General features: G+C 37.1%; 13 protein-coding genes. 10 read left to right on the forward strand and 3 right to left on the reverse strand.

Features of this window, described 5'->3' with window-relative positions:
• Nucleotides 1-45 precede the first annotated feature (45 nt).
• Together HHL23_RS10850 and HHL23_RS10855 are read right to left on the reverse strand one after the other, a co-directional pair.
• Nucleotides 46-927 (reverse strand): SDR family oxidoreductase, encoded by an 882-nt coding sequence (locus HHL23_RS10850; RefSeq protein WP_073335501.1) that lies wholly within the window; start codon nt 925-927, stop codon nt 46-48.
• A 371-nt stretch (nt 928-1,298) separates the two neighbouring features.
• Nucleotides 1,299-1,709: a DUF1573 domain-containing protein gene (locus tag HHL23_RS10855; protein WP_169234825.1), complete on the reverse strand. Its 411-nt coding sequence runs from the start codon at nt 1,707-1,709 to the stop codon at nt 1,299-1,301.
• Nucleotides 1,710-1,881: 172 nt separating this feature from the next.
• Here HHL23_RS10855 and HHL23_RS10860 point away from each other — a divergent pair, with 172 nt between their 5' ends.
• The 3 genes from HHL23_RS10860 (at nt 1,882) to HHL23_RS10870 (ending at nt 6,216) form a co-directional block, all read left to right on the forward strand.
• Nucleotides 1,882-3,129, forward strand: a complete 1,248-nt coding sequence (locus HHL23_RS10860) for a sensor histidine kinase (RefSeq protein WP_169234826.1) — start codon at nt 1,882-1,884, stop codon at nt 3,127-3,129.
• Nucleotides 3,130-3,147: 18 nt separating this feature from the next.
• Nucleotides 3,148-3,828, forward strand: coding sequence for a response regulator transcription factor (locus HHL23_RS10865; RefSeq protein ID WP_169234827.1), 681 nt, complete (start codon nt 3,148-3,150; stop codon nt 3,826-3,828).
• A gap of 90 nt (nt 3,829-3,918) precedes the next feature.
• Nucleotides 3,919-6,216, forward strand: coding sequence for a GH92 family glycosyl hydrolase (locus tag HHL23_RS10870; RefSeq protein WP_169234828.1), 2,298 nt, complete (start codon nt 3,919-3,921; stop codon nt 6,214-6,216).
• 304 nt (nt 6,217-6,520) lie between these two features.
• Here HHL23_RS10870 and HHL23_RS10875 read toward each other — a convergent pair whose 3' ends face one another.
• Nucleotides 6,521-7,858 carry a dihydroorotase gene (locus HHL23_RS10875; RefSeq protein WP_169234829.1) on the reverse strand — a complete coding sequence of 446 codons (1,338 nt, stop codon included), beginning with the start codon at nt 7,856-7,858 and terminating at the stop codon, nt 6,521-6,523.
• Between the two features lie 219 nt (nt 7,859-8,077).
• On the opposite strand from HHL23_RS10875, the gene HHL23_RS10880 reads away from it, so the two are divergent.
• From HHL23_RS10880 to HHL23_RS10910, 7 genes are all read left to right on the forward strand, one after another.
• Nucleotides 8,078-9,532, forward strand: a complete 1,455-nt coding sequence (locus HHL23_RS10880) for a lipopolysaccharide biosynthesis protein (protein ID WP_169234830.1) — start codon at nt 8,078-8,080, stop codon at nt 9,530-9,532.
• 156 nt (nt 9,533-9,688) lie between these two features.
• Nucleotides 9,689-10,705: a sugar phosphate nucleotidyltransferase gene (locus HHL23_RS10885; protein WP_169234831.1), complete on the forward strand. Its 1,017-nt coding sequence runs from the start codon at nt 9,689-9,691 to the stop codon at nt 10,703-10,705.
• 108 nt (nt 10,706-10,813) lie between these two features.
• The gene (locus tag HHL23_RS10890; RefSeq protein WP_169234832.1) at nt 10,814-11,659 is read left to right on the forward strand and encodes a DUF4292 domain-containing protein; all 846 of its coding nucleotides are present in this window, start codon (nt 10,814-10,816) and stop codon (nt 11,657-11,659) included.
• Nucleotides 11,656-13,218, forward strand: a complete 1,563-nt coding sequence (locus HHL23_RS10895; RefSeq protein WP_169234833.1) for a peptidoglycan DD-metalloendopeptidase family protein — start codon at nt 11,656-11,658, stop codon at nt 13,216-13,218. The genes HHL23_RS10890 and HHL23_RS10895 overlap by 4 nt, the downstream gene beginning before the upstream one ends.
• A gap of 31 nt (nt 13,219-13,249) precedes the next feature.
• Entirely contained in the window at nt 13,250-13,465 is a 216-nt protein-coding gene (locus HHL23_RS10900; protein ID WP_169234834.1) for a twin-arginine translocase TatA/TatE family subunit, read from the forward strand.
• A gap of 15 nt (nt 13,466-13,480) precedes the next feature.
• Nucleotides 13,481-14,095 carry a DUF4254 domain-containing protein gene (locus HHL23_RS10905; RefSeq protein ID WP_169234835.1) on the forward strand — a complete coding sequence of 205 codons (615 nt, stop codon included), beginning with the start codon at nt 13,481-13,483 and terminating at the stop codon, nt 14,093-14,095.
• Nucleotides 14,092-14,547, forward strand: a complete 456-nt coding sequence (locus tag HHL23_RS10910; RefSeq protein ID WP_169234836.1) for a hypothetical protein — start codon at nt 14,092-14,094, stop codon at nt 14,545-14,547. Before HHL23_RS10905 ends, HHL23_RS10910 begins: the two co-directional genes overlap by 4 nt.
• The last annotated feature ends 15 nt before the right edge of the window (nt 14,548-14,562 follow it).

Here is a 14,562-nt window from a genome sequence, read left to right on the forward strand (position 1 = left end):
CCCGGAATCGTTACAAGCCCGGGATCTTTTTATCAAAATTTTAATTTAATTAGTTTTTTTCGCCTTGATCATCGCTTCAAGCGCATCCCACATTTCCTTCGGAATATCTTCAAGCATATTGAATTCTCCAGCTCCCTGAAGCCATTCGCCGCCATCTATGGTGACTACTTCTCCATTCATATACGCCGAATAATCTGACACCAGATAAGCAGCAAGATTAGCCAGCTCCTGGTGCTCTCCTACTCTTCTTAAAGGAACTTTTTTCTTCATATCAAATTTTTCCTGAAGATCTCCCGGAAGCAATCTGTCCCATGCACCTTTGGTTGGGAAAGGTCCCGGTGCAATCGCATTGAAACGGATCCCGTATTTTGCCCATTCCACCGCTAAAGATCTGGTCATTGCCAAAACTCCGGCTTTTGCACAGGCCGAAGGTACTACATAAGCAGATCCTGTCCACGCATAAGTGGTTACAATATTCAGAACAGTTCCCGGGCTTTTAGAATCGATCCAGTGTTTACCGATAGAAAGGGTACAGTTCTTTGTTCCTTTCAAAACGATATCTAAAATAGAATCAAAAGCTGAATGCGTCAGTCTTTCTGTTGGCGAAATAAAGTTCCCGGCTGCATTATTTAAGAGAATATCAATTCTTCCGAATTCCTTCAATGTAGCTTCTTTCATCGCTTCTACTTCATCCCAATTTCTTACGTCACATGCAACGCACAGAACTTTTCCGCCAGTTTCTTCTTCTAATTCTTTGGCTGTTCCCTGTAGTTTCTCCAGATTACGGGAAGTGATCACCACTTTTGCTCCCAGTTCCAGAAAATATTTGGTCATTGCTTTTCCGAGACCACTTCCACCTCCTGTTACAATTGCTACTTTATCCTGTAATGCGCCTTCACGCAACATGGGCTGTGTATATAAATTCATATGATTTTATTTTTTCCTAAAAATACTAAATATTGAATGGATGCCATTTAAAATAATGGGATAAATAATAATGTTATAAATAGTTATTCTCCTTGTGATATTTACCAATCATACAGAAAAAACAATAAGTAGTGGAAAAACAGCATGCCTATTTTTCACGCAAAGTTCAATTCTAATACCGCATAGTATTAAGGAGACAAAGAAGGAATCAATATAATTGATTCGACTAAGCGAGCGTTTTATCCACACCCTTAATCAGCGGCTCTGCTATCCCTTTTTCTTTTCTCAAACTAATAAGGCATAAAAAACAACCTTGTAACGAATTACAAGGTTGCGGTATTTTGTATTGACTGTCTTGTCGTAAAAATTGATTATGAAACCACTACTCCTTTGAAAGAAAGCGTTTTAGGCGTTTTGCTTTCGCTTGTCGTTACATTCACTGTTTTTATGAATGCGCCTGCAGCTGCTGCATTGTAGCTGGCTTCTACAAATCCTTTTTTCCCGGGAAGAATCGGAGTTTTAGTATAATCTGCTGTTGTACACCCACATGATGGTGCTACATTTTCGATAATAATTGGTTTTGAAGAAGTATTGGTGAACTCAAATCTGATAAGTTTTGGTTTTCCCTGAGGAATATTTCCTACATCGATAGATTCTGATTTCCATTTAATGGCATCTGCAATCATTTTCACTATTGAAGAACTTTCAGCAGTAAATACATTAGCATAAAAAGGTGAAAATGCTAAGACAGCTAAAAGTGCTGTAATTTTTAATTTTTTCATGAGTATATATTTTAATAGTTAATAAAAATCAAAGAAATTGGTCATTCTGTTTTGATGAGTCAAATATATAGCTGAAAATCGCGATATATTGTTAACCGATATCAAACATTTGTTAATAAGTTGTTAATGATAAAAATTTAATAGATATTTTTAGATAATATTGCTTCTGGAAATGGAAATTAAAAAACTCAATATTATTATCACCCTCGGATTCATTGCTATCATCGGGATTATGACCGCTCAGCTTTTATGGACCCGGCAGGCCTATAATCTTGAAGATAAAAAATTTAACCAGAAAGTCAATATCGCTTTATCAGAAGTCGTGGAAAAACTATCCGGAGGAAAGACTTCTTTTACAGAAAATCCGGTACAGAATATTGCCAACGACTATTATGTGGTTAATATTAATAATGAATTTCATCCCGCAGTTCTGGAACATTATCTGAGAACAGAATTTACACGTTTTCAAATCAATACAGATTATGTGTATGCCCTCTATAATTGCCATAGTGACAAAATGATTTATGGGAAATACATATCGACACACCAGGAACCTCCAAGTGATAAGGTCATTAATTTTCCTAAACATAAAAACCTGATCTATTATTTTTCCATCCGCTTTCCAGATAAAACCACCTATTTAATAAGCTCATTAAGGTTTTGGTATTTACTCACCTTTGCGCTCATCATCATTCTGTTGGTGTACGTTTATTCTATATACACCATTATTCAGCAAAAAAAATTCTCGGAACTGCAAAGGGATTTCATCAATAATATGACCCATGAGTTTAAAACGCCTTTATCATCAATCCTCTTAGCATCAGAAGCCCTCAATAAACATAATATCATACAGGAAGATTCCAAACTGCAGACCTACACATCCATCATTATCAATCAAAGCTATAAACTCAATAATCATATTGAAAAAATACTAAATATTGCTAAAAATGATGCTTCCGGACTGTCCCTGAAACCTCAAAAGATTATGCTTCTTCCTTTCATTCAGGAAATAGCGGATATCATACAGCAAAAGAACGAAAATCTCGTACTTCATCTGGAAATTGAAGACCACATCTCTATCATTGCAGATGAATTTCACTTTACCAATATCGTGTACAACATTTTAGACAATGCAATTAAGTATTGCGAAACAAACCCCGAAATCACTATTTCATCAGGTAAAAGTTCAAAAGGCTTATATTTAAAGTTTAAAGATAACGGAATGGGTATTCCTGCTAAAAACATACCCCATATTTTTGATAAATTTTACAGGGTTACTACCAAAAAAAGTGATGAGGTCAACGGTTTTGGATTGGGATTGTTTTATGTAAAAAAGATCGTACAGCAACACCAATGGAAAATTTCAGTTGAAAATAATACAGATCAGGGAATTACCATAACGTTGTTTTTTCCGTTTTAAATGTAATAATAGTGAGTAATGGAAAAATCTAAAATTTTATATGCAGAGGATGATAAGACGATCGCTTTCCTGATTCAGGACAGCCTCGAAAGCTATTATGAAATAGATCATTATCCCGATGGAAAATTGGCACTTGAGGCCTTCAACAGCCAAAGTTTTGACATCTGTCTGCTGGATATCATGATGCCTGAACTCAACGGATTTGAATTGGCCCAGCACATTCGTGATAAGAACTCTGAGATCCCTATTATTTTTATTTCTGCAAAAGCCCTGAAAGAAGATAGGATCAAAGGGCTAAAAATTGGTGCCGATGATTACCTCGTTAAACCATTCAGTATAGAAGAATTGATTCTAAAAATAGAAGTCTTCTTAAAACGCACTAGAAAAACAGATGCACCCCCACTAAAATATAGTGTCGGAAAATATTATTTTGATCCCAAAAACTATACTTTGCAAGATACCGGAAATACCGTTACCCTTACACAAAGAGAATCTGAACTGCTTTTATACTTTATCCGACACAAGAACACGGTCTTAAAAAGACAGGATATATTAAAAGCAATCTGGGGAGATGATGACTATTTTATGGGACGAAGTCTGGATGTTTTTATTTCCAGATTGCGAAAAGTATTTGCGGATGAGCAGAATATAATCATTGAAAATTTACACGGAATTGGATTTCGTTTTTCCGAAAAATAAATACATTTCGGATGGATTAATTCTAAATTTAAGTAATAATAGTTATTCTTCAATTTTTAATTATTTTTACTGTTGAAAACCTATCCATTCATGAAAAATACGGCAACTTTTGCACTCATATTCTTTGTATTTCTCAGTCAGTATTCAAAGGCCCAGCAGTTTGAAAAGCTGATACAATATGTAAATCCTCTGATCGGAACTGAAAAAATGGGTCATACCTATCCCGGCGCTACCGTTCCATTCGGAGCTGTACAGCTGAGCCCGGAAACCGATACCATCTCTTATGAACTCAATGGAAAATACAATGGCGAAGTGTATAAATACTGTGCCGGATACCGTTACGAAAACAAAACGATCGTTGGTTTCAGTTCCACCCATTTCAGCGGAACGGGACATTCCGATCTTGGAGATTTTCTGATCATGCCAACGGTAGGAAAACTCCTGTTAAATCCGGGAACGGCCTCACATCCTGAAAGCGGATACAGAAGTAGATTTTCCCACGAAAATGAAAAAGCTGAAGCCGGATATTATAAAGTTAAGCTGGATGATCATCATATTTTAGCAGAACTAACCGCTACAACAAGAACAGGAGTCCACCGATATACCTTCCCAAAATCTGACCAGTCGCACATCATTTTAGACTTGACCGCAGGAATTTATAATTATGAAGGTAAAAATGTCTGGACTTATGTACGTGTGGAAAACAACGGTACAGTAACCGGTTACCGCCAGACTAATGGTTGGGCAAGAACCAGAACGGTTTATTTTGCCATGAAATTTTCAAAACCTTTTAAATCATACGGCCAGAAAAATTTGGACGGAGCACAAGCTTACAAAGGATTCTGGAGAAAATTCGACCAGAATAAAAACTTCCCCGAGATCGCAGGTAAAAACCTGAAAATGTATTTTGATTTCGATACTCAGGAAAATGAAGCCGTAGAAGTAAAGCTTGCCATTTCTCCGGTAAGTCAGACCAATGCATTGGAAAATCTCGAAAAAGAAACCGGAAATCTATCATTTGATCAGATCAAGGCAAAAGCTCAGGAAAACTGGAATAAAGAACTGAATAAAATCGTCATTAAAGGTTCTGAAACAGAAAAAACCAACTTTTATACAGCGATGTACCATACTTTCATCAGCCCTACAACGTATATGGACATCAATGGGGAATATAAAGGTTTGGATCAGAATATTCACAAAGCAGAAGGTTTTACCAACTACACCACTTTTTCCATCTGGGATACGTACAGAGCTCTTCATCCTTTCTTTAATATTATCCAGCCAAAACGGAATAATGATATGGTTAAATCGATGATGGCTCACTATGATCAGTTCTCGATGAAAATGCTTCCGATATGGTCACACTACGCCAACGATAACTGGTGTATGAGCGGATACCACAGCGTAAGTGTAGCAGCCGATGCTGTGATCAAAGGAAATTACAATGGTGATCCGAAAGAAGTATTAAAAGCCTGTATCGCAACAGCTAATAAAAGAGATTATGAAGGCATCGGATATTATATCGATATGGGCTATATTCCGGCTGAAAAAAATGGAACTTCAGTTTCCAATACCCTGGAATATGCTTATGACGACTGGGCGATTGCCCAACTGGCAAAACATTTAGGCGAAACAGAAATTTACAATCAATTCATCAAGCGTTCCGAAAACTGGAAAAATAATTTTGATCCCAAAGCTGGTTTTATGCGCCCCCGACTGGCGGACGGAAGCTTTAAAAAGGATTTTGATATGCTGAGCACTCATGGACAGGGCTTTATTGAAGGGAATTCATGGAATTACAGCTTTTTTGTTCCTCAAAATCCTGATGGACTGATGCAAATGATGGGAGGAAAGAAAAAATTTGCTTCAAAACTGGATGAATTGTTCACGATGCATCTTCCTGACGAATTTTTTGCAGACACTGAAGATATTACCCGCGAAGGAATCATCGGTGGCTATGTTCACGGAAACGAACCGGCTCATCACGTTGCCTATTTTTACAACTGGGCAGGACAGCCCTGGAAAACCCAGGCTCAGATCCGTCGTATTTTAGACATGCAATATAAAGCAACACCCGATGGCTTGGGCGGAAATGACGATGCAGGACAAATGAGTGCGTGGTATATTTTAAGCTCACTCGGATTCTATCCTGTGGCACCCGGTTCGGAAGATTATGCGATTGGAAGTCCGGCAGTGGACCATGCAGTGCTGAATTTGGAAAACGGAAAAACGTTTGAAATTGACGCAATCAATCAGAGTCCGAAGAACATATATGTTGAAAAAATTCTTCTGAATGGTAAAGAGATTAAGAATTTCACCTTAAAACATTCTGAGATTACAGCTGGTGGAAAACTGACGTTTTATATGAGTACTAAGGCGAAGAAATAGATTTTAACCACAAAAGTTGCAAAAGTTTTTTAAACACTTTAGTAAACTTTAAGTTGAATATTTTTCGCATAATAGTTCACCTAAGTTTTAAGAAAAATCAAAGATTTTTATTCTGCGTTACTGTAATGTGATAGAGCAAAAAAAACATCTTCACTACTCAAACGACTGGAATTCCACTCCCGTGGAGGGGTGGCGAAAATTCAGAGAATTTTTGACGGGGTGGTTCATTAGAAATTTATAAAAATAAAAAGGGCAAATGTGTGTAACATATTTGCCCTTTTACTATTTTATTTTTGCATTTCAATTATTCTCCTACTTCAAAAAGAAGTCTTTCCCCGAATTTTTCCTCAGTAATTTTTCCGTTGTCATACACAAGATGTCCATTCACAAAAGTCTGGGTTACCTTTGAATGTAAATTCATTCCTTCCAGAGGACTCCAACCACATTTGTAAAGGAGATTGTCTTTAGCTACTGTCCAATCTGCATTCAGGTCAACCAAAACAAGATCCGCCTTATAGCCTTCTCTCACAAAACCTCTTTTTTCAACTCTGAAAAGTATGGCAGGATTATGAGCCATTTTTTCAACGATTTTTTCTAAAGAAATCTTTCCAGTCTTATAGTTTTCCAACATAACAACCAAAGAATGCTGTACCAAGGGTGCCCCTGAAGGACATTTGGTATATACATTCTGCTTTTCTTCCCAGGTATGAGGTGCATGATCTGTAGCAATGACATCTATTCTGTCATCCAGCAATGCTTCCCAAAGTCCATCTTGATCTGCCTGAGTTTTTACAGCCGGATTCCATTTAATCAATCCGCCTTTTGTATCATAATCTTCATTGGTAAACGTAAGATGGTGAACACATACCTCCGCTGTTATTTTTTTATCTTTTAAAGGAATATCATTTCTAAAAAGTTCCATTTCCTTCGCTGTTGAAAGGTGGAAGACATGAAGTCGTGCTCCTGTTTTTTTAGCTAACTCAATGGCTTTTGAGGAAGATTTGTAGCAAGCTTCCTCACTTCTGATCAAGTGATGGAATTTCACTGGAATATCTTCTCCATATTCATCCATATATTTTTGAGTATTGGCTTTGATCGTAGCTTCATCTTCACAATGAACCGCGATCAGCATTTTTGTGCTGCCAAAGATATTTTCCAGTGTTTCAGGATTGTCTACCAGCATATTTCCGGTAGAAGAACCTAAGAATAATTTAATTCCGGGAACATTTCTAGGGTTGGTCTTTAGAACTTCTTCAAGGTTATCATTTGTTCCCCCCATCATAAAGCCATAGTTAGCATATGCTTTTTGGGCTCCAATTTCATATTTATCTGCCAGTAATTCCTGAGTAACGGCATTAGGAACAGTATTCGGCTGATCGATAAAACTTGTTATTCCTCCTGCAATTGCTGCTCTTGATTCACTTTCAATATCTCCTTTATGGGTTAGTCCTGGGTCTCTGAAATGCACCTGGTCATCTATTACCCCTGGCAAAAGATATTTACCGGAACCGTCAATAATCTGGTCTGCTTCTTCAGAAATAGGGGTCGCTATTTTAGAAATCAGGTCATTTTCAATTAAAATATCGCTTTCGAAGATCTTACCTTCGTTCACGATTTTTACATTTTTGATTAGGGTCTTCATTTTTACTTTTTATAGATATTAGATATTAGATATTAGAAGTTAGATGTTAGATGTTAGATGTTAGAAAAATTTTAAGTGATTGGTAAAACTGCAATCACTAATTTCTAACTTCTAATATCTAACCTCTAAAAAAACAAAATTAAGGTTTATGAATGAATTTTACTGTTGTCGATTACAAATCAATTTCTAAATATTTACATTTGCATAAAATTTTCGAATTTGTATAAGAAGTTATTCGGTCAAACCGCCGTATATGGGCTTAGTTCAGTATTAGTCCGTATTTTCCCGTTCATCATTGCACCCATCGTGACAAAGGCTTTCGGGCCCGCTGATTCATCACCCTTTGTAGACTGGTATTCCATCGCAGGAGTTATTACCGTACTCCTTACCCACGGAATGGAAACCTCTTTTTTCCGATTTGCACAGGAAGAAAGCATTGACAAAAAAACATTGATTTCAACGTGTTCGGTAAGTATCATCAGCATTGCACTCATCTATCTTGGTTTAGGCTATGTCTTTAGGAACGAATTAGCAGTAGCTTTTGAAACTCCGGATCAAGTCAATTATCTGGTCATATTTTTATTCATACTCTCTTTGGATGCCTTTTCTACAATTCCTTCGGCTATATTAAGGTTGCAGGGAAAAGCATTCAAGTATATGTTTTCCAAAGTAGCAGGATCAGTAGTTTACTTTTTGTTGGTTATATTTTTTATCCGATGGCTTCCGAAACATCCGGAAGGAATTTTTGGTTTGAAATATGATCCGCAATTAGGGGTAGGCTATGTATTCATCGCCAATCTGGTACAAAGTATCATTACATTACTGATTGTAGGAAAGGAATTTTTCAGCTTCAGTCTTTCCAAATTTGATTTTAAATTATGGAAAAGGATCATGAATTATTCATGGCCGGTGATGATTGCTGGGTTGGCCGGCATTGTTAACCAGACTCTCGACAGACAGTTCCTGAAATATCTTCTTCCTCCAGACGAAGCGCGTCACCAGATCGGAGTGTATGGAGCGGTTTATAAAATAGCAACTTTTATCACCGTTTTCCGACAGGCTTATCAGCTGGGTATAGAACCTTATTTCTTTTCAAGTTTCAAGAATAAAGATTCACATAAAACCTATGCTGTATTGATGGATGTTTTTGTGATATGCAGCTGTGTTATTTATATGGGACTAATGGTCAATCTTCAGTGGATCTCAGAAAAATACCTGAGCAACCCGCTTTATTATGAAGGCATTGAAATCATTCCGTTTGTAATGCTCGGAGCTTTATTCTTAGGGATTTATCTTAATCTTTCTATCTGGTATAAATTATCTGACCAGACTAGAGTTGGCTTGTATATTTCGGTGATAGGAGCATCTATTACCGTTTTCATTAATTTCTTCTTTATCCCGGAATATGGGTATTGGGCAAGTGCTATGGCCGCATTAATTACCTTTATGTCTATGATGGTCATCTCATACGTCTGGGGGCAAAAACAATACCCGATTCACTATAATACAGGAAAAATAGCGCTCTATTTAGTCTTTACCATTACATGTTCTCTGGTATCCTTCTATTTTTTCAGAACCAATTATATCGTAGGAAATTTATTTCTACTTCTTTTCATCGGCCTGGTGGCCTATAAAGAAAAGGCTATCATATCCAAAATACTGAAAAAATCTTAGGTATGGCCTCTAATTTGATACTAATGAATTCTTTAAAAAAAACTAAACAAGAGGTTGATACAGATAATAAATATTACGATCAGCAATGATTTAAATTATTACCTTTAGCCTAGTCAAAATAAAAAACTAACAAATAAATACATTGTCATATAATCTATGAAAATAATTGTTCCTATGGCTGGACGCGGTTCCAGATTACGTCCACATACACTGACCGTTCCAAAACCTCTTATTCCGATTGCAGGAAAACCCATCGTACAGAGATTGGTAGAAGATATTGCTAAAGTAGCAGGTGAAAACATTGAAGAAGTAGCATTTATCATTGGAGATTTCGGACCGGAGATTGAAAAATCTTTACTTCAGATAGCCGAAAAACTGGGAGCAAAAGGCAGTATATATTACCAGACTGACCCACTTGGAACAGCACACGCTATTAAATGTGCCGAAGACTCTATGCAGGGAGATGTGGTGATTGCTTTCGCAGATACTCTTTTCCGTGCAGATTTCCAGCTGGATAAAAATTCCGACGGGGTGATCTGGGTAAAAAGCGTAGAAGACCCTTCAGCTTTCGGAGTGGTGAAATTAGACGACAATGGTTTTATTACCGATTTCGTTGAAAAGCCTCAGACTTTCGTTTCAGATCTTGCCATCATCGGTATCTATTATTTCAACAGTGCTGAAAAACTGATGAGCGAGATCAACTATATTATGGATAATAATATTAAAAACGGAGGTGAATATCAGTTGACTACAGCATTAGAAAACCTTAGAGCAAAAGGAGCAAAATTCACTTTAGGAAAAGTCAATGACTGGATGGACTGCGGAAACAAAAATGCTACCGTAGAAACCAACAGTAAAATTCTTGAGTATGAAAGAGAAGAAATGCTTAACTACCCTGCATCAGCGGTTATTGAGAATTCATTGATCATCCAACCTTGCTTTATTGGGGAAAATGTAAAGATTTCCAATTCCAAAATAGGCCCTGGTGTTTCACTGGGAAATAACACGGTAATTGTTAATTCCAATATTGAAAATTCCCTGATTCAGGAAAACACAAAAATCAATCACGGAAACCTTTCCAATTCCATGATCGGAAATTCTGCACAGTACTTTGGCGTTTCCAGAGAGATTTCTTTAGGAGACTACTCGGTTTTAGATTTCTTATCCCGATAAGAACAGAAATAATTAATATAAAATAAGATACATCCAGACCACACAACATTTTTTGTGTGGTTTGGCGTTAATATTGCAGCCTATTTTTTTTAATTGAAAGATAAATACATGAAAAACTGGATTCCGATACTTCTCATATTTCTTACCTTATCATCCTGTAAAACGAGAAATGCCGCTAAAAACAACAACGGCAATACACAGGACAGCACAGTCATAGCTGAAGACAACAGAAAACCCAAAGATGCCAATGATCCGGTAAAAGATAAATTTACCTTCTACGAACATGTAGTTGTCCCACTGAAATTTGATCAGGTAAAAATCAGCAGTAAAGTCAATGTGGAAACAGGAAGTTTTATCCCAACCCTGGATGCTACTATCTATATTGAAAATGATAAAAAAGTCTGGATGAATCTTCAGGCATTTTTCATCGGTGTAGCCAGAGGTATTGCAACTCCGGAAGGGATCAAGGGACAAGACAAAACAAGCAAAACCTATATCGATTCAGATTTTGATTATTTAAATAGGCTACTCAATGTCAACTTCATCGATTACAAATCGCTGGAGAAAATACTAATGGGCAGAACTTTTGTAAAAATCAGTGATTCTCAGTTTACCCTGACCCAAAATGCACAGGGCTTTAAAATGGTTTCCAATACCAACCAGAAAATTGTTACCGATGAGAAAACCAGAGAGTATAAAATTGTCATGAACTATGATACCAATTACGATCTGCTGAGTGTGAATTTAAAGGATGTTTTATCTACCGACGAACTGGAAATCTCGTACAGTAACTGGAATCAATACGAAGGAATCCGTCTACCAAAAAATGTTAAAATAATTATAAAAGGGTCAAAATCTAGCCAAATTTTACTGGAAAACACGAAATTTGACTTTTCGAGGATGGAAACAGCTTATTCTGTACCATCCAGTTATAAGAAAATTGAGATTAAATGATTAAAAAATTTAGCTTTTTAATAGGTATTCTACTGTTCGGCCTGCAGCAGGGACAGCAGAACAAGGAACAGCTTCAGAAACAGAATGCCGATCTTAAAAAACAAATTGTACAGATAAATACAGATCTTGCTAAAACAAGAACTGAATCCAAGCTTTCAGTTGCCTATCTTACTAACGTCAATAATAAACTGTCTTTAAGAGAAAAGGTGTATACCAACACTCAGAAAGAAAAAAGATTTATTGAGGATGAGATCTATCTGCGTCAGCTGGAAATTAACCGCCAGAACAAAGAACTGGTAGTTCTCAGAAAGAACTACGCTGAAGTACTGGTGAATGCTTACAAAAACAAAGGGGTACAGAATAAAGTAACCTTCATTCTTTCGTCCAAAAATTTAGGGGAGGCTATAAGAAGGGTACAATACCTAAAGCAGTATGCTGACTATCAGGATAAAAAAGCTGCCGAGATCAGCAATGTAGCAGCCCAAATCAAAAAATCAATCGCACAAAAACAAAATTCTGCAAGAGAAAAAGATAATCTTCTGGTCAACCAGCAGAAAGATCTAGCCACCATCAATACAGAAAGAGCTCAGAAAGAACAGCTGTTAGCAGATTTCAAGAAAAATGAATCCAAGCTTACAGTAGAGCTGAAGCAGAAACAAGTTCAATCCAAAGCTTTGGAAGGACAGATCAGAGCGATTATCGCGGAAGAAATCAGAATAGCAAAAGCTGAAGAGGAAGCAAGAAGAAAAGCTGAGGCAGAAAAAATCCGTATGGCTAAGCTGATTGCAGAAAGAGAAAAAGCAAGAATCGAAGCTGAAGCGAAAGCGAGAACTGAAGCCCTGGAAAGAGAAAGAAAACTGGCAGAAATTGAAGCCAAAAAAGCAGCCGATTTTGCAGCCAAAAGAGCTGAAGAAGAAAGAAAACGTAATGAAGAGGCAGCAAGAGCAGAAGCCAGCGCAAAAGACGAGGCCAGAAGAGTCGCTGCGAAAAAAGCATCTGAAGAAGCCAACATCAAAGCAAAAGAAGCCACCGATAAACTCGTTGCCGCAAGAGCAGCAGAAGCCGCACTGAATAAGAAAAAAGAAGAAGAGAAAAAGGCCGCTGAAACTAAAGCAATGACCAGCTATGGAGTTACAACATCACCCGGAAGCAGTTTTGCAGACAGCAGAGGGAAACTTGGATATCCTGCAGACAGAGCCGGACAGGTTACCCACCGATTTGGAAGACAGCCGCACCCGGTTTTCAAAAATATTGTTGAGGACAATACAGGTATTAAAATAGCAGTCCCTTCCGGTACCCGCGCAAAATCTGTATATCCAGGATCAGTCTCTTCTGTATTAGCAAATAGTGACGGAACAAAAACCGTTATGGTGAAACACGGAAATTATTTTACAATCTATTCTAACCTGGGAAGCGTAAGCGTTTCCAAAGGACAGCAGGTTTCTTCCGGAACTCCGGTAGGTACCGTAGCTCAGGATTTTGATGGTTCTTATACCCTTGATTTCCAAGTATGGAACGGAAATACACCAGTTGACCCATTAGGTTGGATTTCATATTAAAAAAAGCTTAACTTTGTAAAAATCTTAAGAGATGAATACACTAACAATACTTGCCTTATCTTGGCAGCACATCCTTATCGTAGCCATACTTTTGGTATTGCTTTTTGGAGGAAAGAAAATTCCGGAACTCATGAGAGGAGTTGGTTCAGGAATCAAAGAATTTAAAGATGCGGTGAAGGAAGAAGACAAACCAGGTTCTGAAAGCAAAACCTCTTCTACCAACAATAATAATACTACCAGCAACTAAAATTCCTTAGAATTAATGAATTTCACTGAAACTGCATGGAAAGTCTTCAATCAATCTATTGAAGACTATCACGTGTTCGATGACGTTAACGCTCTAATTAATAACCCTTTCGAAAAAGACAGTTTGGAACGGATTTTGTATGCAAAGAACTGGATTGATACCGTTCAATGGCATTTGGAAGATATTATTAGAGATGAAAATATTGATCCCGCTGAAGCTCTTCAACTGAAGAGAACGATAGATGCATCTAACCAGAAAAGAACAGATCTGGTAGAGTTTATCGACAGCTGGTTCCTTACAAAGTTTGAAAATATAACTCCTAAACCCGATGCAAAAATCAATACTGAAACTCCCGCTTGGGCAGTAGATAGATTATCAATTCTTGCATTAAAGGTTTATCATATGTCGTTAGAGGCCAATAGAGAATCCGCTTCTGAAGAGCACCGTGCAAATTGCCAGGCAAAACTGGATGTACTGCTTAGCCAGAAAGAAGACCTATCTACCTCTATAGATCAGTTGCTTACTGATATTGAATACGGTAATGTTAAGACGAAAGTATACAAACAAATGAAAATGTATAACGATGATAGTCTTAACCCGATCCTTTATCAAAAGGGGCAACAGAAATGAGAAAACTATTTTTTTTTGGAGTACTATTAATTATCACTTCCTGCGCAACGGAAAAGCTTAATCTTTCTCCGCTGTCCAATAATTTTTATAGCGAAACTAAAGGTTCTGATTCCGACAGAGGGGCAAAGAAAGGCTTTGATATCAATATCAAGGAAAATGTAAATGCTTCTGAAATTTCAAATCTGATTTCTACTTTTCCAAAATTCAAGAATAATAATTTGAATGAGGAAGTAACCAGTTTGAAATATAGCCTTCAGAATTATTTATATGCCATTGATGCCAATAACTTGGCAGGGAAAAACAGAGCAGTTAAAAGCTTCGAAAAATCATATAAGAAAATTCAAAAACTCAGACAACAGCTGGATAAAGATGATGATGAAGTTTTAAACAGATATCTGGTACGTCTAAAAACCAATATCTCTGTTATAGAAGATTCTTTAAAAGGAAATTAAAAACGAACCACTATT

The organism is Chryseobacterium antibioticum (assembly GCF_012927325.1).
Classification (GTDB): domain Bacteria; phylum Bacteroidota; class Bacteroidia; order Flavobacteriales; family Weeksellaceae; genus Chryseobacterium; species Chryseobacterium antibioticum.

What these genes read in the sequence shown, in the direction of transcription:
- HHL23_RS10895 (WP_169234833.1), top strand. Translation starts at nt 11,656, where the DNA reads ATGATTAAAAAATTTAGCTTTTTAATAGGTATTCTACTGTTCGGCCTG.
- HHL23_RS10865 (WP_169234827.1), top strand. Translation starts at nt 3,148, where the DNA reads ATGGAAAAATCTAAAATTTTATATGCAGAGGATGATAAGACGATCGCT.
- HHL23_RS10900 (WP_169234834.1), top strand. Translation starts at nt 13,250, where the DNA reads ATGAATACACTAACAATACTTGCCTTATCTTGGCAGCACATCCTTATC.
- HHL23_RS10890 (WP_169234832.1), top strand. Translation starts at nt 10,814, where the DNA reads ATGAAAAACTGGATTCCGATACTTCTCATATTTCTTACCTTATCATCC.
- HHL23_RS10850 (WP_073335501.1), bottom strand. Translation starts at nt 927, where the DNA reads ATGAATTTATATACACAGCCCATGTTGCGTGAAGGCGCATTACAGGAT.
- HHL23_RS10885 (WP_169234831.1), top strand. Translation starts at nt 9,689, where the DNA reads ATGAAAATAATTGTTCCTATGGCTGGACGCGGTTCCAGATTACGTCCA.
- HHL23_RS10910 (WP_169234836.1), top strand. Translation starts at nt 14,092, where the DNA reads ATGAGAAAACTATTTTTTTTTGGAGTACTATTAATTATCACTTCCTGC.
- HHL23_RS10860 (WP_169234826.1), top strand. Translation starts at nt 1,882, where the DNA reads ATGGAAATTAAAAAACTCAATATTATTATCACCCTCGGATTCATTGCT.
- HHL23_RS10905 (WP_169234835.1), top strand. Translation starts at nt 13,481, where the DNA reads ATGAATTTCACTGAAACTGCATGGAAAGTCTTCAATCAATCTATTGAA.
- HHL23_RS10870 (WP_169234828.1), top strand. Translation starts at nt 3,919, where the DNA reads ATGAAAAATACGGCAACTTTTGCACTCATATTCTTTGTATTTCTCAGT.
- HHL23_RS10875 (WP_169234829.1), bottom strand. Translation starts at nt 7,858, where the DNA reads ATGAAGACCCTAATCAAAAATGTAAAAATCGTGAACGAAGGTAAGATC.
- HHL23_RS10855 (WP_169234825.1), bottom strand. Translation starts at nt 1,709, where the DNA reads ATGAAAAAATTAAAAATTACAGCACTTTTAGCTGTCTTAGCATTTTCA.